The organism is Polaribacter sp. IC066 (assembly GCF_007997085.1).
Taxonomy (GTDB): Bacteria; Bacteroidota; Bacteroidia; order Flavobacteriales; family Flavobacteriaceae; genus Polaribacter.
This window is the reverse complement of the sequence record NZ_VORR01000022.1, coordinates 38,171-63,569: the sequence shown is the minus strand read 5'-3', so window position 1 is coordinate 63,569 and position 25,399 is coordinate 38,171. Positions and strand designations below refer to the sequence as shown.

15 protein-coding genes are annotated in these 25,399 nt (G+C 32.9%); 14 read left to right on the top strand and 1 reads right to left on the bottom strand.

The window, feature by feature from the left end; all coding sequences use genetic code 11:
• Positions 1 to 42 precede the first annotated feature (42 nt).
• From ES044_RS09325 to ES044_RS09315, 3 genes are read left to right on the top strand one after another with little or no spacing between them, the layout of a single operon-like run.
• Positions 43 to 2,466, top strand: a complete 2,424-nt coding sequence (locus ES044_RS09325) for a TIM-barrel domain-containing protein (RefSeq protein WP_147119164.1) — start codon at positions 43 to 45, stop codon at positions 2,464 to 2,466.
• Between the two features lie 9 nt (positions 2,467 to 2,475).
• Positions 2,476 to 4,353, top strand: a complete 1,878-nt coding sequence (locus tag ES044_RS09320; protein WP_147119165.1) for an alpha-amylase family glycosyl hydrolase — start codon at positions 2,476 to 2,478, stop codon at positions 4,351 to 4,353.
• Between the two features lie 9 nt (positions 4,354 to 4,362).
• The gene (locus ES044_RS09315; RefSeq protein WP_147119166.1) at positions 4,363 to 6,018 is read left to right on the top strand and encodes an alpha-amylase family glycosyl hydrolase; all 1,656 of its coding nucleotides are present in this window, start codon (positions 4,363 to 4,365) and stop codon (positions 6,016 to 6,018) included.
• 106 nt (positions 6,019 to 6,124) lie between these two features.
• Here the strand turns inward: ES044_RS09315 and ES044_RS09310 are convergent, their stop codons facing one another.
• Positions 6,125 to 6,313, bottom strand: a complete 189-nt coding sequence (locus ES044_RS09310; protein WP_147119167.1) for a hypothetical protein — start codon at positions 6,311 to 6,313, stop codon at positions 6,125 to 6,127.
• A gap of 197 nt (positions 6,314 to 6,510) precedes the next feature.
• On the opposite strand from ES044_RS09310, the gene ES044_RS09305 reads away from it, so the two are divergent.
• From ES044_RS09305 to ES044_RS09255, 11 genes are all read left to right on the top strand, one after another.
• Entirely contained in the window at positions 6,511 to 6,909 is a 399-nt protein-coding gene (locus ES044_RS09305; RefSeq protein WP_223813550.1) for a type II toxin-antitoxin system RelE/ParE family toxin, read from the top strand.
• A complete protein-coding gene (locus ES044_RS09300; protein WP_147119168.1) occupies positions 6,896 to 7,198 on the top strand; it encodes a helix-turn-helix domain-containing protein in 303 nt (100 codons plus the stop codon). Before ES044_RS09305 ends, ES044_RS09300 begins: the two co-directional genes overlap by 14 nt.
• 190 nt (positions 7,199 to 7,388) lie before the next feature.
• A complete protein-coding gene (locus tag ES044_RS09295; protein WP_147119169.1) occupies positions 7,389 to 10,196 on the top strand; it encodes a triple tyrosine motif-containing protein in 2,808 nt (935 codons plus the stop codon).
• A 207-nt stretch (positions 10,197 to 10,403) separates the two neighbouring features.
• Complete coding sequence (locus ES044_RS09290) at positions 10,404 to 13,451, top strand: SusC/RagA family TonB-linked outer membrane protein (RefSeq protein WP_189663261.1); 3,048 nt, start codon at positions 10,404 to 10,406, stop codon at positions 13,449 to 13,451.
• A 10-nt stretch (positions 13,452 to 13,461) separates the two neighbouring features.
• Positions 13,462 to 14,958 carry a RagB/SusD family nutrient uptake outer membrane protein gene (locus tag ES044_RS09285; RefSeq protein WP_147119170.1) on the top strand — a complete coding sequence of 499 codons (1,497 nt, stop codon included), beginning with the start codon at positions 13,462 to 13,464 and terminating at the stop codon, positions 14,956 to 14,958.
• Positions 14,959 to 14,970: 12 nt separating this feature from the next.
• Complete coding sequence (locus ES044_RS18880) at positions 14,971 to 16,959, top strand: carbohydrate binding domain-containing protein (protein WP_223269177.1); 1,989 nt, start codon at positions 14,971 to 14,973, stop codon at positions 16,957 to 16,959.
• A gap of 34 nt (positions 16,960 to 16,993) precedes the next feature.
• The gene (locus tag ES044_RS09275; protein WP_147119171.1) at positions 16,994 to 17,908 is read left to right on the top strand and encodes a glucan endo-1,3-beta-D-glucosidase; all 915 of its coding nucleotides are present in this window, start codon (positions 16,994 to 16,996) and stop codon (positions 17,906 to 17,908) included.
• A gap of 470 nt (positions 17,909 to 18,378) precedes the next feature.
• Positions 18,379 to 21,525: a glycoside hydrolase family 2 TIM barrel-domain containing protein gene (locus ES044_RS09270; RefSeq protein ID WP_147119172.1), complete on the top strand. Its 3,147-nt coding sequence runs from the start codon at positions 18,379 to 18,381 to the stop codon at positions 21,523 to 21,525.
• Between the two features lie 13 nt (positions 21,526 to 21,538).
• Positions 21,539 to 22,939, top strand: a complete 1,401-nt coding sequence (locus tag ES044_RS09265; protein ID WP_223269178.1) for an Ig-like domain-containing protein — start codon at positions 21,539 to 21,541, stop codon at positions 22,937 to 22,939.
• A gap of 52 nt (positions 22,940 to 22,991) precedes the next feature.
• Entirely contained in the window at positions 22,992 to 24,386 is a 1,395-nt protein-coding gene (locus ES044_RS09260; RefSeq protein ID WP_147119173.1) for an Ig-like domain-containing protein, read from the top strand.
• Between the two features lie 27 nt (positions 24,387 to 24,413).
• On the top strand, positions 24,414 to 25,244 hold the full coding sequence (locus ES044_RS09255; protein WP_147119174.1) for a family 16 glycosylhydrolase: 831 nt from the start codon (positions 24,414 to 24,416) through the stop codon (positions 25,242 to 25,244).
• Positions 25,245 to 25,399: the final 155 nt, after the last annotated feature.

Here is a 25,399-nt window from a genome sequence, read left to right as displayed (position 1 = left end):
GCTTTTTTTGCGTGATGTATCGAGAACATTTAAAATTCACCTATGAAAACCTATAAAATATTTTTTTTACTACTTTTTATTTCGGTTTCTTCATTTGCTCAAAACTCAAATAGAATTTTTAAAAGTGTGACACTTGAAAAAGATACTATTTTAAAGATTGAAGTAAATGACGGAATATATCAAATTAAGTTTTACTCAAATAAAATTGTAGAAACCTCTTTTATTCCAACAAATGAAATTTTTTCAAGCGCATCTCACGCAGTTGTTTTGAGTCCAATATCACTTAAAACAAAATATAAAGAAACTAAAAATAAAGTATTTTTTTCTGCGGATGATTTAAAACTTACGGTTCAAAAAGCTCCTTTTCAAATTTCCTATTTCTATAAAGACAAAATCATAACATCAGAAAAGCAAGGCTATTTTAAGTCAAAACACGAACCGATGGATTTGGTGAAAGATAATATCGTTGCGGAGGTTACAGAAAAAATTGAATTTAATTTAACTGCGGATGAAATTTTATATGGCGCAGGAGCAAGAGCTTTAGGAATGAATAGAAGAGGTCACAGATTGCCCTTGTATAACAGAGCACATTATGGCTATGAAACCTATTCTGAATTGATGAATTTTACAATTCCGTTAGTAATTTCATCAAAAAAATACATGCTTCATTTTGATAATGCACCCATTGGTTATTTAGATTTAGATAGTAAAAAAGACAACACTTTAACTTACGAAACCATTTCTGGGCGCAAAACCTATCAAGTAATAGTGGGCGATTCTTGGATTGATTTAATTGATAATTACACGAATTTAACGGGAAAACAACCTTTACCACCAAGATGGGCTTTAGGGAATTTTTCGAGTAGATTTGGGTATCATTCTCAACAAGAAACCGAAGCAACGATTGCTAAATTTAAAGAAGAAAAAATTCCTGTAGATGCGGTAATTCTCGATTTGTATTGGTTTGGTAAAGATTTAAAAGGAACGATGGGGAATTTAGAAGTCTACAAAGATTCTTTTCCTGATATGAAAGGGATGATTTCGGATTTTAAAAAACAAGGTGTAAAAACAGTTTTAATAACAGAACCTTTTATTTTATCAAACTCTAAAAAATGGAAGGAAGCGGTAGAAAAAGATGTTTTGGCAAAAGATTCTATCGGCAATCCTGCAAAATATGATTTCTATTTTGGAAATACAGGTATTGTAGACATTTACAAAAAAGAAGGTAAAGATTGGTTTTGGAATATTTACAAAGAAATTTATGATTTAGGAGCAAAAGGTTTTTGGGGAGATTTAGGCGAACCAGAAGTGCATCCATCTTGGGTGCAACATGCAACAGGTTCTGCCGATGAGGTGCATAATATTTATGGGCATGATTGGGCACGATTAATCTTTGAAGGGTATCAAAAAGAGTATCCGAATGAAAGACCTTTTATTTTAATGCGAGCAGGTGCTGCCGGTTCGCAACGTTTTGGTATGATTCCTTGGTCTGGTGATGTGAATAGAACTTGGGGCGGATTGCAATCTCAACCAGAAATAGCATTGCAAATGGGGATGCAAGGTTTGGGCTATATGCATTCTGATTTAGGCGGATTTGCAGGTGCAAATTTAGATGATACTTTATATACGCGTTGGTTACAATATGGTGTGTTTCAGTCCATATATAGACCGCACGCGCAAGAAGATGTTGCCAGTGAACCTGTTTTTAGAAGTGAAAAAGTGAAGAAATTAGCAAAAAAATCGATTGAATTACGCTACAAATTATTGCCTTATAATTACAATCTAGCCTTTGAAAATAATCAAAAAGGAACTCCCTTAATGCGTCCTATTTTCTTTGAGGAAGATGATGCGGAATTAATGACGAATTCAGCTACCTATTTATGGGGGAAAGATTTTTTAATCACACCAATTTTAAAAGATTCCATAAAAACGAAAGAAATTTATTTTCCGAAGACAGCGAATTGGTTCAACTTTTATTCGGATGAAAAAGTTGAAGGCGGACAAACAAAAACGATACAAGTTCAAGAAAATACTATTCCGACTTATGTAAGGAGTGGTGCCTTTATTTTGATGTCGGAATTGGTGCAAACTACAGATCATTATAAAGCGAACAAATTTGAATTGCACTATTATTATGATACTTCTGCACAAGAAAGTGAACGAAGCTTTTATAATGATGACGGATTGACGGCAAATGCTTTTGAAAAAGGAAAGTATGAGTTGCTAGAATTTGAAGCGGAATTTACAAAACGCTTTTTAAAAGTTAATTTTGAAGCCGAATTTGGTGCTAATTGGAATGCATCAGCAAAAGAAATTACGTTGGTTCTTCATAATATTAATTGGAGTCCTAAAAAGATAAAAGTTGCCCGAAAAAGAAAACGAATTTTACCAGAAAATAACGTTTTAAAAATTCCTATAAAATGGAATCCGAAGAAAGAATTGACGGTAAAAATATCCTTAAAATAAGCATCAATTATGAAAAAAGTAGTAAACGTTTTATCTGTCTTAATTTTAATAGTATTAATTGGATGTACAGCAAAAAAGAAAGGATCAGAAGAGAATATGAAGCGTATGAATACAGAGAAAAAAACAGTAGTTTATCAAGTTTTTACACGGTTATTTGGCAATACAAATACCACGAATACACCTTGGGGAACTATTGAAGAAAATGGTGTTGGAAAGTTTAACGACTTTACAGATGAAGCTTTAACGGAAATTAAAGATTTAGGCGTTACCCATATTTGGTATACGGGTGTTCCGCATCATGATGTAATTCGTGATTATACAAAATACGGCATTTCTAATGACGATCCAGATGTGGTAAAGGGCAGAGCAGGTTCTCCATATGCTGTGAAAGATTATTACAATGTAAATCCTGATTTGGCAGTAAATGTGGAAAATCGTTTGCAAGAGTTTGAGGCATTAATTGCGCGTTCTCATAAAAATGATTTAAAAGTACTTATCGATATCGTACCAAATCATGTTGCAAGAAATTATCAAAGTTTAACAAATCCTATAGGCACAAAAGATTTTGGAGCAGAGGATGATACTTCGGTTGCATATGATGTGAATAATAATTTTTATTATGTGCCAAATACACCTTTTGAAGTGCCAGCTTTTATAAATGGATATTCGCCATTAGGAGGGGAAAAGCAACGTTTATCAGATGGAGAATTTGATGAAAATCCTGCAAAATGGACTGGTAATGGTGCCCGTTCTCCAAAACCAAACAGGAATGACTGGTATGAAACTGTAAAAGTAAATTACGGAATCTCACCAGATGGAAAAAAAGATTTTGAGGATTTACCAGCAGGATTCGAGAATGAAGCGTATCAAATACATTTTGAATTTTGGCAAGATCAAAACGTACCAAATTCTTGGATAAAATTTAGAGATATTGCTTTGTATTGGATTGAAAAAGGAGTTGATGGTTTCAGGTTTGACATGGCAGAAATGGTGCCTGTAGAATTTTGGAGCTATTTAAATTCTGCCATCAAAATGAAAAATGAAGATGCTTTTTTATTAGCAGAAGTGTACAATCCTAAAATGTACAGAGATTATATTAAAAAAGGAAAAATGGATTATTTGTATGATAAAGTGCAGTTGTATGACACGATAAAAAATATCATGCAAGGTCGTGGCTTAACAGATCATATTCCTCCAATTCAAGAAGATTTAAAAGATATTGAACAGCATATGTTGCATTTTTTAGAAAATCATGATGAACAAAGAATTTCAAGTCCAGAGTTTGCAGGAAATGCCAAAAAAGGAAAACCGGCAATGGTAGTTTCTGCAACGATTTCTACCGCACCAACGATGATATATTTTGGACAAGAATTTGGCGAAGATGGTTCTGAAAATGCCGGGTTTGGGACTCCGTCAAGAACTTCAATTTTTGATTATGTTGGTGTTCCCTCTATTCAAAGGTGGGTGAATAATAAACAATTTGATGGAGGACAATCAACCAAAGAAGAACTAGCCTTAAGAGATTTTTACAAGCGTTTGTTAAATTTTACGACTCAGAGTGATGGGTTAATGGGCACTTACCAAGATATACATCAATTTAATAGAAAAAACACAGATAATTATACGGCTAAAGTTTTGTCTTTTGTTCGCTATTCAGATAATGAAAAGTTACTTATTATTTCAAATTTTGATGACAAAGAGACATTTAAATTTGAATTAAAAATTCCATCAGAACTTATTAAAAAATGGAATTTAGCAGACGGAGAATATCAATTAAAAGATGCATTATACAATACAGCGACTTTTAATTTACAAGTAAATCAATCGAAAGGAGTTGTGCCAATTACAATCAAACCTTTAGAATCCTTTATATTAAAACTTCAATAAAATTTTAAGATGAAAAAAATCATAATCCTTTTTACTTTTTTTACTTTTTTAAATTGTAAAGAAAATACGTCAGCTCAAATAGCATCCAAAAAAACTACTCAAAAAGAGTTTGTTTGGGAAGCAGCAAATATTTATTTTTTATTAACAGATCGATTCAATAATGGCGATAAAAGCAATGATATCAATTTTGAAAGAACCGAAAAAACTGGCGTTTTAAGAGGTTTTAAAGGCGGCGATATAAAAGGAATCACACAGAAAATTAAAGAAGGTTATTTTACAGATTTAGGCATTAATGCCATTTGGATGACGCCAGTTGTAGAACAAATTCACGGTGTAACCGATGAAGGTACCGGCTTTTCTTATGGTTATCACGGTTATTGGACAAAAGATTGGACGAAGATTGACCCTAACTTCGGAACAAAAGAAGATTTAAAGGAATTAGTAGATGCTGCGCACAAAAACGGAATTCGAGTTTTGTTAGATGCTGTAATAAATCATACTGGACCTGTAACAGAAAAAGATACTGTTTGGCCAACTGATTGGGTAAGAACAACTCCGACATGTAGTCATAAAGATTACAAATCTACCGTGACCTGCACTTTAGTTGAGAATTTACCAGACATTAGAACAGAAAGTAATGAAGCTGTTAAATTACCACCACAATTAGTTGCAAAATGGAAGGCAGAAGGACGATATGAGCAAGAGTTGAAAGAATTAGATGATTTTTTCGCAAAAACAGGTCACCCAAGAGCACCACGTTTTTATATCATGAAATGGTTAACAGATTATATTACTGAATTCGGAATTGATGGCTACCGAGTAGACACTGTAAAACATACAGAAGAATATGTTTGGCAAGAATTTAAAACCCTTTGTGAGGCCACTTTTGCGGAGTACAAAAAAAATAATCCTGAAAAAGTATTAGACAATAACGATTTTTATTTGGTTGGTGAAGTGTATAATTACGCAATTTCTCAAGGAAAATATTTTGATTTGGATGATAAACAAGTAAATTATTTTCACAAAGCATTTAACAGTTTAATCAATTTTGAAATTAAATGGAATGCGAAACAAATGGCAGCAAATGCTGTTTTTGTTAAATATGATTCTCTTTTAAATACAGAACTAAAAAACTACGGGGTTCTAAATTATATGACTTCTCACGATGATGGGAATCCCTTTGATAAAAATAGAGAAATACCCTATGAAACGGCAACAATGTTGCTGTTAACTCCTGGAACATCACAAGTATATTATGGAGACGAATCTGCAAGAGATTTAACAATTGATGGCGCCGTTGGCGATGCTACTTTGCGTTCTTTTATGAACTGGGATGAAATTAGTAATCATAAAAATACAAAACAAATTTTAAATCATTGGCAAAAACTAGGTCAGTTTAGAGCAAACCATCCATCCGTGGGTGCAGGAAAACATCAGTTTATATCAGAAGATAATGGTTTGGTTTTTTCAAGAGTTAGAAATAAAGACCAAGTGGTTGTTGGAATACATCTATCAAAAGGAAAAAAAGTAATAAATGTAGCTACTATTTTTAAAAACGGAGAAGAATTTCATGATTTCTATTCCAATACACGCGGCGTTGTAAAAGACGGAAAGGCAATTATAGACTCTGACTTTGATATTGTTTTATTAGAAAAGAAACAATAATAAATCAAAAAGTTAATTTTTACCCACCTTATTGTACTCATTAATCATAATATAAGCCCAAATGACAACGCATAATACTACAAAAATCGAAAAATAAATTATGATATCATTTGCGCTCATTCCCGATGAGTTTAAGGTAAATCATAAATCCTAGCAGCGTTGGTGCCCAAAGCCCAATAAAAATACCGTGTAGTTGGTCTCCGGTTAAAAAAAGATATTCAGCAACAAGTATAATTGCAATACACAGGGCCAATATTAAAAAGTTAGAAACTCCTAATTTTTTTATTAAATTCATATAGATGTTAAATATTTGGTAAAGTTACTCAATTTTTTTTTAGAAGATACAGTGGTTTAAAATCTTATTTATTAGGCTTTTATTCTTTTTTTTTAGTGATACACCTTTATTAAAAAGCCATACACAAGTTTTGTAATTTGTTAGTTGCCATTAATACAAAAAAAATCTCGACTTCATAATGAAATTTGTTAAATAATTTGGAAAATGTTGTCTTTTTAGGTAACTTTGTTTCGGAATTAAAAACACATATAGAATTGGCTGAATTTGAAAGAGAAATAATCCCGTATGAAAATCACTTTTGGGATTTTTATAATAAACTTGAACCGAAAGTCAAAAACAAGTTTGATTGGACAATTTCACTTATTGAAAGAACAAAAATAGTTCCCAAACAATATTTCGATCATATGACTGGAACGGATGGACTTTGGGAAATACGAGTAAAAACTGGAAATAATATTTTCAGAGTATTTTGTTTTTTCGACAAAGGAAATGTCATTATGTTATTAAGCGGATTTCAGAAAAAAACTCAAAAAACACCAAAAAAGCAAATCAAAAAAGCGGAAACGTTAAAAAAGAAATATTATGAAAACAAGTGAAAATCCTAAAAGTTGGAAAGAACATATTAATAATAAATACGGCGACAAAGGAACTGAAAGCCGAGAAAAATTCGAGGAAGAATTCGAGACTTTTCGAATCGGAGCTTTAATTCAAGAAGCAAGGAAAAGACAGAAACTGACACAACAACAATTAGCGGAAAAAGTAGGAACAACCAAAAATTACATTTCGAGAATTGAAAATAATGCGAGTGATATTCGACTTTCGACTTTAATGAGAATAATCCGAGAAGGATTAGGTGGAAGTTTAAAACTATCGCTTGACATTTAGAATCGGAAAGAAGTACTAATGGCAACACCGTATAAACTTTATTGCTGGTAATCGCTTACTTACGAAAGTCCTCGCGGACTTTCTTTGTCAGCAATTATTTACTAACTTTACTTCCTAACCAACGCAACAAAGCTTATACAAAAACGTTGTAAGTAATTTGCGTAATATTGAAAACCAAACATCAATATATATGTTATTTACTAGCTTAAAAAGTTCGATTATTTTTGTCATGTATTTTTTTGTTTTTGGTCTTTTTTCTCAAGAAGTCCCTCCAATAAACATATTTTCTACCGAAGATTATGGAGCTGAAAACCAAAATTGGGCAATTTCTCAAGACGCTAACAATTTTATTTACGTTGCAAATAATAAAGGCTTGCTAGAGTTTAATGGCGCAAACTGGCAATTGTACCCAACACCCAACGAAACCATTATGCGTTCTGTTAAATGTTTAAACGATAAAGTTTATACTGGTTTTTATATGGATTTTGGCTATTGGGTAAAAAATGATTTTGGTCTTTTAGATTATACTTCAATTGTAGAAGAAAATAATATAGAAATGCTCGAAGACGAGCAAATTTGGGAAATATTTGAATTAGATGGTTGGCTACTTTTTAAATCGCTACAAAGAATTTATCTGTACAACACAGCGACTAAAACCTTTAAAGTAATTGAGGCGTCAAAAAGCATTACAAAATTATCGAAAGTAGAAAATGTTATCTATTTTCATGATTTAGGGAAAGGGGTGTTTATGATAGAAAACGGAATTCCTAAATTGGTTTCTGATAATCAAATATTAAAAGAAAATAAAATTGTAGAAATATTTTTAAAAAACGACAAACTATTTTTTGCGACACAGAAAAAAGGTTTTTTCTTTTTAGAAGGTAAAGAGTTGAAAAAGTGGAATATAAGTGCAGACGCGTCTTTATTAACTAAAACTATCTACAGCGCTAAGCAATTAGAAAACGGAGATATTGTGCTAGGTACAATTTCTAACGGATTTATTAAATTATATGAAAACGGAGAAATTAATTACCAAATAACCCAAGGTTTGGGCTTGAGTAATAATACCGTTTTGGCAATTTTTGAGGATGTAGATAAAAATATATGGCTAGGTTTAGATAACGGAATTAACGTGGTAAATTTATCATCTCCCTTTAAGCTTTTTGTCAACAAAACAAGCTATTGGGGAACAATTTATGCTTCTATTGTGCACAAAGACAATTTATATTTAGGTACCAATCAAGGGTTGTATTATAAGAAAAAGAATTCTGATGATGATTTTAAGTTTATTACCAACACTCAAGGTCAAGTTTGGAATATACAAGAAATTGATGGGGTTCTTTTCTGTAGTCATGATTCGGGCACATTTATCATAAAAAATAAGATAGCAAGCCTTATTGAAGGTACAGACGGAACCTGGGGAGTTAAAAAAATAGATGATAATACTTTAATTCAAGGAAGTTATGATGGCTTGTATATTTTATCAAAAAATGGGGAATCTTGGAAATTAAGAAATAAGATTAAGGGATTCTCTAATTCTAGTAAATATTTTATTTTAAAAGACGATCATAGGGTTTTTGTAAATCATGAATATAAAGGTGTTTTTAAATTAGAAATAGACAAAGAATTTAAGAACGTAACCAACATAAGTAAAGATGTATCGGTTGCTAAAGGGATTCATTCTAGTTTAATAAGATATAATAATGCTATTTTTTATGCTTGTAAAAAAGGTGTGTATAGGTATGATAATGAGAAAGATAGTTTTAAAATAGATACCGTTTACAGTAAATTAATACCAGAGGGCAAATTTCTTTCTGCTAAATTATTGTTTGATGATGCTGCTAATAAACTATGGTCATTTACAAAAGATGATATTCGTTATTTTGCACCAGGTAAATTAAGTGCAAAACCAGATTTAGAAATTATTCCAATAAAAGGAGCTATCTATAAAGGTGCTTCTGGTTATGAAAACATTATTCATTTAGAAGATAAAAAGTATTTAATAGGTACGTCTGATGGTTATTTATTGATCGATTTAAATAGTGTTTTCGAACCCAAAGATTTTACCATAAACATCAATAGAATTTTTTATAATGAAATTGATGGCTTGCAAAATAACGTAAGCTTAAAAGAAAAAGGAGTTTTTACAGTAGATGAAAATAATATTGGTTTTGTTCATAGCGTTTCGAATTATAATAAAACGGCTTCTATTAAGTATCAATATATGTTAGATGGGCTTAATGAGAAATGGAGTAAACTATCTAAAAACAATTCTTTTTTGTTTGAAAATTTGCCCTTTGGCGAATATACTTTTAAAGTAAGAGCGTCAATTGACAATAAATTAAGTCAGAATGTTGCAGCATACAATTTTAAAATAGCGAAGCCTTGGTATTTATCTAACGTATTGGTTTTTATTTATGTTGTTGTATTCTGTATTCTATTTTTTACGCTACACATCATTACAAAAACCTTTTATAAAAGACAAAGAGTAAACTTATTAGAAAAAACACAGAGAGATCTAGAACTAAAAGAGCTTGAGAGTTCACAAAAAATTATCAAACTAAATAATGATAAATTAAGAAGTGATATAGAAAGCAAAAACAGAGAGTTAGCCACTTCTACCATGAGTATTATTAAGAAGAATGAATTTTTAAATACGATAAAAACAGAGCTCACTATTAAGGGAAAAGAAGGAATTGATAAAGTTGTTAAAATAATTGACCAAAACTTAAACAATACAGATGATTGGAAATTGTTTCAAGAAGCATTTAATAATGCAGATAAAAATTTTCTTAAAAAGATAAAATCAAAGCATCCAGAATTAACGCCAAATGATTTAAGATTATGTGCATATCTTCGATTAAATTTATCTTCAAAAGAAATAGCGCCTCTCTTAAATATCTCACCTAGAAGCGTAGAAGTAAAACGATATCGACTTCGTAAAAAAATGAATTTACCACACGATGCCAATTTAACGAATTACATAATAGAGATTTAGTTCTATAAACAGGGAGATTTAACCATACATAAACACAACATTTCTTATTTATAAAGTAAATGTTCATTTTTTAAATTTTTAAAAATAAGTGGTTTAGCCTGTTTTATATGTTTTTTTGTAGTGTATGTTTATTGTTGCGGCTTTTTTTGCAACTTTAACAAATAATTACCACTATTTTTGTTTAAACTATAATTTAAAACTTTTTTTATGAGAAAAAAAATGATGATGCTACTCTTTGCATTAGGATCGGTTTTTGCAAGTGCACAAACTGTGGATGTAAAAGGAGTCGTTAAAGATGCTGCTACTGGCGATGTTTTACCCGGTGTAAGTATTATAATTAAAGGGACTGTAAGCGGAACACAAACCGATTTTGATGGTTTGTTCAGTTTCAATAAAGTACAGAAAGGTGTTGTATTGGTCTTTAACTATTTGGGATACAAACCAAAAGAAGTTATTGTAAACGGAGAAACCATGAATGTTTCTCTAGATCAATCGGCAGTGGCTTTAGATGAAATTGTTGTAATTGGGTATGGTACTCAAAGAAAAAAAGAAGTTACAGGCGCTGTTTCTGTAGTTTCTAGCGCAGCGATAGACGATTTAAAACCAACAAGAATAGATCAGGCTTTGCAAGGTCAGGTTGCTGGTGTTAATATTACATCAAGCTCTGGTTCACCAGGTGCTGGTTTAAATATTCAAATTAGAGGGGTTTCTACAAACGGAGATGGTAGACCTTTAATTTTATTAGATGGTAACGTTATTGAAGATTTAAGTGTTGTGAATCCTAATGATGTGGAATCGATGAATATCTTAAAAGATGCAACAGCTGGTATCTATGGAGTTCGTGGGGCAAACGGAGTTATTTTAATAACGACTAAAGGCGGTAGAAAAAACACCGATTTAAAGTCTAACTTAAATATGACCTATGGTTTTCAACAAACAACAAGAAAAATTCCACTTTTAAATGCTATTGAATATGCACTTTTAGCAAATGAGGCTTTTGCAGCAAACGGAGAAGTATTGCCATTTTCTAATGTAAGTGGTTTAGGACAAGGTACCAATTGGCAAAATGAGGTTTTTGAAACAGCACCAATTAGAAGTATTGACTATTCTGGTAGTAAAGGAACAGAAAAATCTGCTATGGCCTTCGGAATCTCTCTTTTAGATCAAGACGGAATTATAGGGGGCAGTAAATCTAATTTTAATAGAACCACTGCAAGATTTAATTTTAGTACAGATATATTAGATAATTTAAAGTTTACATCTTCTACTATTTATACAAATACAAATAAGCAGAATCTAGTAGAGAACACTTTAGGTTCTGTATTGTTTAATGCTTTGAATATGCCATCTACTACAAGTGTTTTTGATGCAAACGGAGATTTCTCTACACCACCAGCAATTGGTACAGGTATTGAAGTAGCCAATCCGTTAGCGCAAGTAGAGAATTCTGAAAATAGAACTTGGGTAAATAAAATTGCAGGAAGCTATGGTTTAAATTATAAGTTTTTAGAATATTTTACAGCAGAATCAAGAATACAATTCAACTATTCTGTAGTGAACTCTAATAGTTTTGCACCCGAGTTTATTTATGGACCATCAAACGTTTTTAATATTTTTGAAAGTACTTTTTCAGAGTATGAAGAACATAACAAAGATTATACTTTTGATGCTTTTGTAAATTATGAAAGGGTTTTTAATGATGTGCATGATGTTAAAGTTATGCTGGGTACCTCTGTTTTTAGAACGCAAGGTAATATAATTAGAAATCAATTAAGTTTTGCTGACGGAACCAATATTAATGATGTAACTATTAACGGACTTGCAGAGAATGGAGATTTTTTAGAGATTTTTAGAGGTAGAAATAACGGTTTAAATTTAAGATACGATGATCGTTTATTGTCTTACTTCTCAAGAATGCAATATAGTTATGACAGTAAATATCTTTTTTCGGCTGTAATTAGAAGAGATGGTTCTTCAAAATTCGGACCTGCAAATAAATTTGGTATTTTCCCAACAGCATCTTTGGGTTGGGTAGCATCAGAAGAGGATTTTTTAAAGGATTCTGATGTTTTAAACTTTTTGAAATTTAGAGCAAGTTATGGTATTTTAGGAAATGATAGAATTCCTGCTTTTGGATTTGTTTCTTTATTAGATGGCGAAGGAGCTTATGTATTTAATGACGAAATTGTACAAGGAAATGCAGCTTTTGGTAGAATTTCTAATCCAGAAATAAGATGGGAAAAACAAATTCCTTTAAATATTGGGGTGGATGTAGAATTATTTAATAAAATAAATATTACTGCAGATTATTTTAATAAAAAGACAGAAGATTTATTAGTGCAACCACAAGCATCAGGGTTGCTAGGTGTTTCTGCTCCCGGTTCTGGTTCACCACTGGTAAACGCAGGTACAGTAGAAAATAAAGGTTTTGAATTTTCTATAGGGTATAAAGAACAAATTTCTAGTGATTTGAGGTTTAGTGCAAATTATAATTTCACAACATTAGAAAACAATGTTTTATTTGTAGGTAATTCTACTGGTATTTTACAAGGAGGTTCTTTTGGAGTTGGCCAAGAGCCACCATCAAGAATGGAAGCTGGTTTGCCTATTGGTTATTTTTACGGATATCAAACAGATGGTATTTTTCAAACACAAGCAGATGTCAATGCACATGCAACACAGTTAAATGCAGCACCAGGTGATTTAAGATTTGTAGACAATAATGGCGATGGTATAATTGATGGTGATGATAGAACGTATATTGGTGACCCAATTGCAGATATGACTATGGGATTAAATATTTCTCTTAACTACAAGAATTTCGATTTTAATGCCTACGCTTTTGCATCAATTGGGAATGAGTTGGTTAGAAATTACGAAAGAAACTTACCGCTAACAAACAGACCCTCTTATTTTTTAGATAGATGGACAGGGCCAGGTACAAGTGATTCTTTTCCAAGAGTAACAACAGGTGCTAACGGAAACATCTTATTTTCAGATTTCTTTGTAGAAGATGGTTCTTTTGTTAGATTACAAAATGTACAGATAGGGTATACTTTAAATAGTGATAAATTAAAGAGACTTGAATTTGAGAAAGTAAGATTTTATATTACTGGAAGTAACTTATTAACACTCACAAAATATAGAGGTTTTGATCCAACTACTTCAAATGGTAATGCAATCGGAGCAGGTATAGATCAAGGATTTTATCCAAATCCAAAAACATTTTTATTTGGAATGAATGTTAATTTTTAAAAGATAGATAATGAAAAAAATAAACATAAATAAAATAGTAGCATTATTCATACTTACTCTAGGAATTTATTCTTGTAGTGATGATTTTGTGGATGTGAAATCAAATGCAAAAAACTCTGAAGATTTTTTCAAAACAGAGCAAGATTATCAAGATGCACTTATTGGTGCTTATGACTTGTTACAATCTACCTATTTAAATGTAATGTTAGGTGAAATTGCATCAGACAATACATTAGCGGGTGGTGAGAGTGCTACCGATGTAGTTGGTATTCAAGAAGTAGACGATATGATACACACACCTTTAAATGCTCAATTAAGAGATATTTGGGGTTGGATGTTTTCTGGCGTAAACAGGGCTAATTATATTATGGAATTTAAGGATAATATAGACTTTGCAGGGAAAGAGCAAGTACTAGCTCAAACTAGATTTTTAAGAGCTTATTATTATTTTGAGTTAGTAAAATGGTTTGGTGATGTTCCTTTAATTGTAGACAAGAGAATTCTTTTTGGAGAACAGTTTGAAATCGATAGAGCTCCGAAAGCAGATGTATACGCACAAATTGAGGCAGATTTAATATATGCTGCGGCTAATCTTCCGTATACCCAAAGCGTACCTGGCAGAGTTACCAAGGGTGCAGCGCAAGCATTGTTAGGTAAAGCGTATTTATTTCAGGATAAATTTGCAGAAGCTGCAACTGTTTTAGATAATCTTATTCTAAATGGTCCTCATAGTTTGGTAACAGATTATAGCACTATTTTTGAAGCAGAAGGAGAAAATAATATAGAATCCGTTTTTGAAGTTCAATATTCAGAGGCAGAAGGAGCAGGCTTTGGCTGTTTACAATGTAGTGAGGGTAATGTTGCTGTTGGTTTTAGTGGAATTAGAAATTATGCCGCAACTCCAGGTTCAGCAGGAGATATTTTTTCTTCAGGTTTTAGTTTTAATGTACCCGTACAAGAAGTATATGATGCATTTCAAACAGGAGACTTAAGAAGAGATGTTGCCATATTAGATATTGATGCTTGGGCTGCAAGTACAGGAGCAACTTTTGGAGTAGGTTATGAGCATACAGGTTATTTTAATAGAAAATACATTCCTAGAGTTAGAGCTATAAATGCACAAGGAGACAGAAACTTAACAAACCCTAACAACTACAGAGCAATTCGGTATGCAGATGTTTTATTAATGGCAGCCGAAGCGTTTAATAGAAGTACTGCGCCAAATGACGCAAAAGCGCAAGAGTATTTAAACAGAGTAAGAGCAAGAGCTTTTGGTAATACTTCAAATAATATTACAGCTACTGGTGCAACGTTAACAGAAAATATTTTTCAAGAAAGAAGAGTAGAGTTAGTTGGTGAAGGGCATCGCTTTTTTGATTTAGTAAGAACTGGCAAAGCAGCGCAAGCAATTACTGGTTTTGTTGCAGGTAAACATGAAGTTTTTCCGATTCCTGAAATAGAAATTCAGTTGGCAGGAGACCGTTGGACACAAAATTCAAATTATTAAAAAATAATGATAATGAAAAAAATGAAAAATATTTATAAAATTTCTATCATGCTGTTACTAATCGTAACAGCGTGTACAGATAATTTAAGAGATATCTCTTTTGCTGACAACATGGCATTGCCAACAGATGTAACAGCTCTTTACGAGATAACACAAGATAATACAGGTGCAGTAACTATAACTCCAACTGCTAGTGGTGCGGTTAGTTTTAATATTTATTTTGGTGATGCAACAGCAGAACCAGCAAGTATTAATCAAGGAGAAAGTGTAAACCATATCTACGCAGAAGGAACTTATGAAGTAAAAGTAGAAGCTTTAAATTTAAGCGGAGACATTGTTGAGACTATTCAACAATTAGTAGTTTCTTTTCAAGCACCTCAAAATTTGGTTGCTGTAATAGAAAATGATGCTGCAATCTCAAGGAAAGTAAATATTACTGCAAACGCAGATTTTGCTGCTATGTTTGATTTTGTTTCAGGTGAAACTGGGGTAACACAGCCTGTTGTATCTGGTAATATTGGTACAACTATTTCATATCAATATGAAACTGCAGGAACGTATTCAGTAAAAGTAATAGCAAGAGGTGGTGCAATTGAAACCACAGAATTCGCAGTAGAATTCGAAGTAACAGAAATTTTAGCGCCTATTTCTTCAGCACCATCACCACCAAATAGAGAAGCAAATGACGTGATCTCTATTTTTAGCGATGCTTACACAGATATTGCTGACACAGATTTTTATCCAAACCGGGGTCAAACAACACTATTTACTGCTTTTGATTTAAATGGGGATGCGATGTTGCAATACAACAACCTAAATTATCAAGATATCGATATTGGTGAAGAGGTAGATGCTTCTGCAATGGAGTTTCTTCATATTGATATTTGGACGCCAGATGCTACAACGATAGACATTTTTCCATTACCAAATGGTATTGCTGCAGCAGATGAAAAATTTGTAACCAAAGAATTAGTACCAAATCAATGGAATAGTTTTGATATTCCGATGTCAGATTTTACAGATCAAGGTTTAGCAGTAACGAATTTGAAACAATTTAAAATTGTTGGTTCAGGTAGTGTTTTTATCGATAATTTATACTTCTATAAAGTAAGTGTAATCTCAAATTTTAACGACGGATTATTAACCAACGGAGATTTCGAAAACGGAAGTGATTCTTGGCTTGTAGGTGTTGATGATAATAGCGCTGCACCAGTAGTAACAAATGCGGGTAATACGTACTATTCCGTGAACGTAACAAATGCAAACCCAAGTGAGCCTTACCTTGTAAATGTGAGCCAAAAACTTGAAATAGTTGCAGGAAATACGTACACGTTAACTTTTGATGCTTGGTCAGATGTAAATAGAGCTATTATTGGTGGAATTGGTTTAAGTGGAGGCGATTTTTCTAATGATTCAAAACCAGTAGATATTACAACAGTAAGAGCAACCTATACATTAACACTATCTTCAGGTTCTTTTGGGGCTGCAGATGCTCGAGTGTTATTTGATTTAAACGGAGAAAATGGGCTAGTGAATATCGATAATGTTTCGTTAAATTTAAAGGTAGATAACTTATTAACCAACGGAGATTTCCAAAACGGAAGTGCTTCTTGGCTTGTAGGTGTTGATGATACTAGTGCGGCACCAGTGGTAACAGACGGTGGTAATACATACTACTCTAGAAACGTAACAAATGCAAACCCAAGTGAGCCTTACCTTGTAAATGTGAGTCAAAAACTTGAAATTGTTGAAGGAAATACGTACACATTAACTTTTGATGCTTGGTCAGATGTCAATAGAGCTATAATTGGCGGAATTGGTTTAAGCGGAGGAGATTTCTCTAATGATTCAAAACCAGTCGATATTACAACAGTAAGAGCAACTTATACGTTAATTTTATCTTCAGAAAATTTTGGAGCTTTAGATGCTCGTGTGCTATTTGATTTAAATGGAGAAAATGGGATGGTTAATATTGATGATGTTGTGTTGTCAATAAACTAATTGTTGAACTAATAAAATATAAAAAACAAATAAAATGAAAATAGCAAAATATTTAAAAGCGACGTTTCTTTTAGCAGTGTTAGCTTTTTTAGGCTGTCAAGAGAATGATTATACGTTCGGCGAAATAATAGCACCATCAAATATTCAAATTACTGCAGAAATCGTGGGTGCAGATGATGCAAATCCTAATGGAGATGGCAGTGGAGTGGTAAACTTTAAGGCAACTGCAGACAACACCATTTCTTATAAGTATGTTTTTGACGGTGTAGAAACGGTTGCGCTTTCTGGAGAAACTTCAATAAGTTTTAGTTCATTAGGCTTAAATTCATACACAATAACTGTTGTTGCTGCCGGAACTGCAGGTGTTTCGTCTACGAAGTCAATTCAGGTAGATGTATTATCAACCTATGCACCACCAGAAGCATTAATTTCTAAATTGTATGGTTATGATCCAGCAACGCCAAATGCTGTAACTTCAAGAACATGGAAAATTCAATCGGTAAAAGCAGGTCATTTTGGATTAGGTCCAATAGGCGGGTCAACACCAACGGAATGGTATAGTGCAGGTATAGAAGAAAAAGCAGGTGTAGGCATGTATGATGATCGTTTTGTATTTAGTTCAGACGGTACGTTTACATACGTAACAAATGGTGATATTTTTGGAAGAAGTCCTCATATTGTAAATGATTTAGGTCCTAATACAGCCGGAAGTGCAAACGGAGCAGATATAGAAAATTATGCTTTTGCAGATTATACCGAAAGCTATACATTGACTGCTCCTGGAGGAGTAGAAATAATTAGTTTATCAGGTAACGCTTTTATTGGGTACTATTCAGGTGGTAATCATCAATACGAGATCTTTGAAAGAGAAACACCGAATGAAATGATTGTAAGAACTACAGACGGTACACCAGAGTTTGATTGGTGGTTTATTATCGTATCAGAGTAAAACTTATATATTAATTGATAAAAAAAAGGTAAGCTATTAATAGCTTACCTTTTTTTTATGGATAAAAGTATCGGCATAAAAAAGTTTTGAGATTCATAAAGTGTTAAATAAAACACAAAGGATTGTGTTTTATTTATCTTAAACTTCTCGATTTTTATGCACTACTTACTGCTTAAAATTAAAATAATAATCTAAATTTCACAATATTGTATTTGTTTTTTACAATACAACACCACAACATGACCTTATTTAGCATCTCAACTAAAGTTTTTTTTTCTTTTGTAAATCCTTTATTTTCAATAAATTTCAATGAATTTAATAATGTATGCCTTTTGTTGCGGTAAATTTTAACAATTTGATAAAAAAAATACGCTAATTTTATGAAAATATATTATTTCAATTAATTTAACTGATTTTGCTTTCCGAAGCTATTTCCTAGAAAGCACAATTTTAAGACTAAAAAGAAAATTATGAAAAACACTTTTTTAAGATTTTTACTTTTCTTGTGCACGGCAAGTTTATTTGCTCAAATGACAGATAAAGTTGCTGTTGTAAATAATGAGCAAGGAATGAAACTTACCGTAAACGGAAAAGCCTTTATGGTAAATGGCATGAACTGGGATTATATTCCGATTGGTACAAATACTGTAAATGCTAATTTTTGGAAAAAATCTGACGATATTATCAAAGCAGCATTAGATTCAGAAATGTCTTTACTTCAAAATATGGGTGTGAATACGGTAAGACAATATACAGGAGTGCCAGCAAAGTGGATACGTTATATGTATGAAAATTATGGTATTTATACCATGTTAAATCATTCATTTGGTCGTTATGGATTAACTTTAGAGGGTGTTTGGACTCCAGTAACAAAATATGGAGAGGCAAGAACTCAAAAATTTCTTTTAAAAGAGGTAGCAGATTTAGTAAAACAATATAAAGATACCCCAGGTATTTTAATGTATCTATTAGGAAACGAAAATAATTACGGTCTTTTTTGGGCGGGTGCAGAAACTGAAGATTTTCCTGAAGGTCAAGAACAAATTGATGCTGTAGGTGAAAATCGTGGGAGACCTATGTATAAATTAATGAACGAGGCCGCTAAAATAATGAAGGGAATAGATTCCTCTCACCCAGTTGCCATTTGTAATGGAGATGTATTATTCATAGATATTATTGCAGAAGAATGTAAAGACATTGATATTTACGGCACAAACACTTATAGAGGAAAGTCTTTTGGAGACATGTTTCAGGTCGTAAAAGAGAAGTTAAACATTCCAATTATGTTTACAGAGTTTGGAGCGGATGCATACAATGCTATTGAAAACCAAGAAGATCAAAAAATGCAAGCTTTTTACATGGTAGAAAATTGGAAAGAGATTTATGCAAATGCTGCTGGTTTAGGAAAAGTACAAAACTCTATTGGTGGTTTTACATTTCAATTTTCTGATGGCTGGTGGAAAGCTGGTTTTGATGATAGAAAAGACGCAGACTCACAACAAACAGAAGCTACTTGGAGTGGCGGCGGATATGCGTTAGATATCGCTTATCCCGGCGCAAATAATATGAATGAAGAATGGTTTGGTATTTGTGCCAAAGGACCAACTAATTCAAGAGGATTATACACATTATATCCAAGAGCTGCTTATTACGCACTAAAGCAAGCACACAGTTTAAATCCTTATGGTGAAGGTATAAATGCAGAATTTGTAAATGATCACTTCTCTAAAATTAATTTAATGGATGCTGTGTTAAGAGCTAGAGGAGACAAAGCAGCTATTGGAGGAAATGAGAAAGTTAGTTTGAGTAGTTTAAGAGCAGAATTTACCACTTTTAATACAGGGGGTTCACTTTTAACAACAGAATCTTTAAATGATCCAACGGGTCAAACGTTCCCAGACAGAACAGGTTTCGATCATATGGCGTCCTATTATATAGGTGTTCAAGGTCAAGCTTCGCCAAATATGAAAGCAGAGGTAAACTTTAATATTTTAGGAAATATTGCCGGAAACCCAATAGATGATATTTTTTATGAAAATGTAGGGAGACCTATAACAGTTGGTTCAGATAATGGAGACATTATTTTAACAGATAATAATAGGTTACGGGTGTACAATGCTTCTTTTGAGTGGAATGCTAAAAACGCCGATGTAAGAGGTTTTTACAGAGTAGGCCATTACCATTGGGGTGATGAAGGCGATTTTTTCGGTTTATATCCAGAAGCAAATTATGGTCCTAATCTTGATATTTATAATGGAGAAATTATGGGTGTTGAGGTAGACGGTAAAGGAGCTTTAAAAGGATTAAAAGCTGCATTTGGTCCGCAATTATGGTGGGGAGCAAACCCTGCTATTTTGTTAAAATACAGAAAAGAACTTGGGCATTATACTTTTACAGGAATGTTTCATGAAGATATAGCTAAAAACACAGATGCGCAAACATCAGGGTTTATTCCGATGCCAAAAACAAGAAGGGTAACGTTGGCTATAGAAAGAAAAGGAGAGCGCTTTGGTATACAAGCAGGTGCAATATGGGGTGGTCAGCCTTTAATTGGCAGAGCGTATCAAGATGTTACAGGATCGGCTGGAAACTATACCGTTTATAACGATGAAATAAAAGCGACTGATAATTGGGGTGGTAAAATGAAGGTTACGTATCAAAACGGAACTTTTAATTGGTACGCACAATCTGCAGTGATGGGGTTAGTGGCCAACGGAGGATTTGATCAAACAATGACTTTTACAGGATGGCAATTAAAAGATTCTGGTAGCGGAAATCAAACGAATTTTTTAACTGGTTTTACATACAATACAGGCAATTTTCAAATAGCGCCAAATTTTTTATGGCAAAAACCTTTGGTAGGTGCAATTCCTAATGATGTTGGTGCTCCTGGAAGATTAAGAAATATTGTCGATGATCCTTTTGCAGTTAGAGGAAATAGAGAAACAACGGCGGGAGAACTTTTACTAACTTTCGATCCAACACCAGGAACTTTTATGTATGAGTGGGATAATGACAAAGCAGAAGATGCAAAGTTTGCAATGAATTTAGGTTTTGTATTTCGTCATTTACCTACAACCCAAGATGCTTGGATAGGTTTCTTGGCAAACCGTACTTCATTTGCATTTCCAAATTCTGCGCCTGCAGAAGATTTATGGGAAGTAAATTCTAGAATGGTTTCAAAAGTGAATCCAGATTTAGGTTTAATTGCTAATTTCTACTATGGTACTGGACAAGCAAGAGGTAGCGACGAAAGATTAATTAAACGATTTGGTGGCGATGTTAGAATGATTTACAATAAAATGAAAGTTACCGGAATGGCCAAATTTAATGATTGGGGCCCTTTTGATTATCATAGAGATTTTAACTTAACATATCCGGCGCAATTAATGTTAGATGTATCAACATCTGTTGGCAAACCAGATTGGTATGTTTTACCAGATACTAAAATTGGTCTTAGAGGTACTTGGAGATCTTTAAATGAATTCTCTCCAAGATATACACCAACGCAAACTGCCAGTGCATTTGCTACACAACCCGCCTTAAGTCCGGTAGGTTTCGCAAACGGCTCTGAATGGGAAATTAGAACATATATTCATATCAATATTGGAAAATAGAAATTTGCCTTTAATGAAAACAACAGCAAACCAATTCAAAAAAATCACATTTTTAGCAATGTTGATGATAGCCATAATCAGTTGCGAAAGAGAAATTTCGGAAGACGCAACAGTTGCTACTTTTTCTGCATCGGCAGAAGTGTTTTTAGATGGTTTTAGCGGAGGATTAGAATATTATCCTTTCGCAGATTCTAAATTCACTGCTTTTTCTGTGGATACAGAAACTAAATATCAAGGAGCAGCTTCTATGCGTTTTGATGTGCCAAATTTTGGCGACCCAGAAGGGGCGTATGCGGGTGCAATTTTTAGAGATGATAACGGAGGAAGAAATTTATCGGGTTATGATGCGCTTACTTTTTGGGCAAAATCAACAAAAACGGCAACTATTAATGATATTGGGTTTGGTCAAGATTTTGGTGAAAATAAATTCCAAGTAAGCAAACAAGGGCTTTTATTGACTACGAATTGGGTAAAATATATTATTCCTATTCCAATGGCATCGAAGCTTACGAAAGAAAGCGGTATGATGTGGTTTGCAGAAGGACCAGAAGACGGAGATGGTTATTCTTTTTGGATAGATGAATTAAAATATGAAAAATTAGGAACCATTGCACAACCAAGGCCAGCTATTCAAAATGGTAAAGATATTATTACAGCTTCTTTTATTGGGGTAAATGTAAAAGTTGCAGATTTAGTACAAACTTTTAATTTAGCTTCTGGGGTCAATCAAACAATAACTGTAGCTCCTAATTATTTTGATTTTTCTTCTTCAGATGCTGCTGTAGCCACTGTAGATGTGTTTGGTTTGGTAACTGTTATTTCTCAAGGAACAGCCGTGATCACGGCAAGTTTAGGGGGTTTAGAAGCGGCGGGTTCATTAACCATAAAATCAGGTGGTATTTTTGTATTACCGCCAACACCGGTAAGGGATACTAACAAGGTAACTTCTATTTTTAGTGATCATTACACCAATACGCCTGTAGATTTTTTCAATGGATATTGGCAACCTTATCAAACTACGTTGTCTGCTGATTTCAATATTAATGGAGATCATATTTTAAATTACACTAATTTTAACTTTGTGGGTATTCAATTTTCTAATCCAACAGTAGACATAACCGAAAAGTCTAATTTACATTTTAATCTGTATATACCTGGAGAGGTGCCGGCAAATTTCGACTTTTTAGTTACGATTTTAGATTTTGGACCTGACCAAGTTGGTGGCGGTGGTGATGATACTAGACAACAATTATTTGTCAGAAAATCAGCAAAGATTGTTGCGAATACATGGCTTACTATTGAGTTCCCTTTAAATGCAACAAATAGAACCAACATAGGGCAAATTATCTTTGAAAATATTAATTTTTCATCATTGAGAAATATCTATTTAGATAATATTTATTTTTATGAGTAATCATTATTATGATGTATGTAAGCATATAGGAATAATATAAAAAAATGAAAAAATGAAAAAAATGAAATTTATGAATCCGAAAACAACCTTTTTATTAGGATTGATTTTTATACTAATAACAAGTTGTGAAAGAGAACTTTCTGATGATGCGCAGGTAGCTACTTTTGATACAAGTCCAGAAGTTTTTATTGACGGTTTTACTGGGGGTCTAGAGTATCAGCCTTTTGGAGATTCTTTTCAAGAGGCTTTTAGTGTAGATACAGATGTTAAATATTTAGGATCATCTTCAATGAGATTCGATATACCTGCATTTGGCATTGGTTATGGTGGTGCAAACTTCCCTGTAAGTTCTCCAAGAAATATATCTGGTTATGATGCCCTTACTTTTTGGGCAAAATCTTTAACACCAGGTGATATTAATGAGATAGGCTTTGGTATAAATGGTGATAATAATAACAAGTATCAAGTTACTAGAAACAATATGCCAATTACAACGCAATGGAGAAAGTATATAATTCCAATTCCAGATGCTACACCATTGACTGCAGAAACAGGTTTATTCTGGTATGCAGAAGGTGCTAGAAGTGCAACCGATAATGTTGTAAACACTTTTTGGATAGATGAATTAAGATATGAGAAACTAGGAAATATAGCACAACCGCGTCCTTTAATCTTTAATGGAACAGAAAATTCAACAACAACTTTTAACGGAAGTAGAATAGCAACAACCGGTTTAACGCAAACACTCAATGTAGGTAGCGGTGAAGATGTAACAACAAATGTTGCTGCTAGTTACTTTACGTTTAATAGTTCGGATACATCGGTAGCCACCGTAGATTCAAAAGGTTTAATAACAGTTATAAGTCAAGGTTCTGCTATTATAACTGGCGCATTAAACGGTGTAGATACTCAAGGATCATTAACTATTAATTCTTTAGGAGATTTTCCAAAATCACCAGTTCCAGCACAAGACAGTAATAATGTGCTTTCAATTTTTAGTGATGCATACATAAATGCTACTGAAAGTAATTTTAACCCAGGATTTGGAGGATCAACAACTCAATCAAGTTTAACAACAACTAATGGAGATAATTTACAATCTTACACTAGTAATAACTTTACAGGTATTCTTTTTAATTCAACAATAAATGCCTCAACATTTACAATGTTTCATGTAGATGTATTTACTTTAATTGAGGGATCATCTGTTGGTTTTCAAATTAGAGATGTTGGTGCTAATCAAATGATTGAATCCGACGGAGGTGGTAACCCGATAGTTGATGATAGAGACCTTAGATTTAATGCTTCTAGATTAAGAGCAGGTGAATGGACTTCTTTTGATATTCCATTAACAGGAAATATAAGAAATCAAAAAAATAATTTAGGTGCTATTATTTTAGTTGGTGGTCCTGATTTTATTTTAGACAACATCTATTTTTATAAATAATATTCTAAAACTTTAAAACATTGAAAGATGAATTTCAAAAATAAATTTAAATCGTTAAGTAAGTATTTTGCAGTAGTTGCACTTTTTGGCATTTACAGTTGTGATACTAATGAAACCCAAACCGTCACAACTTTAGAGAATTTAGTTTGGGCAGATGAGTTTAACACAGATGGTGCTCTAGATTCAAGTAAATGGACCTATGATATTGGTACAGGTCAAAATGGTTGGGGTAATAACGAATTGCAATATTATTCAGATCGTCCTGAAAACATTCAGGTAAAAGACGGGATGCTGCATATTACAGCTTTAAAAGAGTCTTATATGGGTTCTACGTATTCATCAGCAAAATTATTAACGAAAGGAATTTATCAAAATACATACGGTCGTTATGAGGCGAGAATTAAATTGCCTTGGGGTAAAGGTTTATGGCCTGCGTTTTGGTTGTTAGGAGACGATGCTAACGGAACTGTTATTTGGCCACAAATTGGTGAAATCGATATTATGGAAGGTAGAGGTCAAGAACCAACAATAACACACGGCAGTATTCATGGACCGGGTTATTCTGCAGGAGATGCTATTACAAAAAGTTATGAATTAGAAAATGATCGTTTTGATACCGATTTTCATATATTTGGTATAGAATGGGGAGAAAATTATATTAATTATTATGTAGATGATGTTTTGTATAATCAAATTACGCCTGCAGATTTGCCAGAAGGTGCAGAGTGGGTTTTTAATGATAATCAATTTTATATCATTTTAAATTTAGCCGTTGGTGGTACCTTTGTTGGTGCGCCGAATGATGAAACTGTATTCCCGCAAACAATGTTGGTAGATTATGTAAAGGTGTATCAATAAAAGATCAATATAGAATAGAATATCGGTAATTTTAATTACTGATGTTGTAGTATAAAAAAATATTTTCGCTTAAAATTTTTGTTTAAGATTTACTTCAAAGTATCAAACTTAATTCTTCAATAAAAAATAGTTTATAAATTTAGAAAACCGCAATC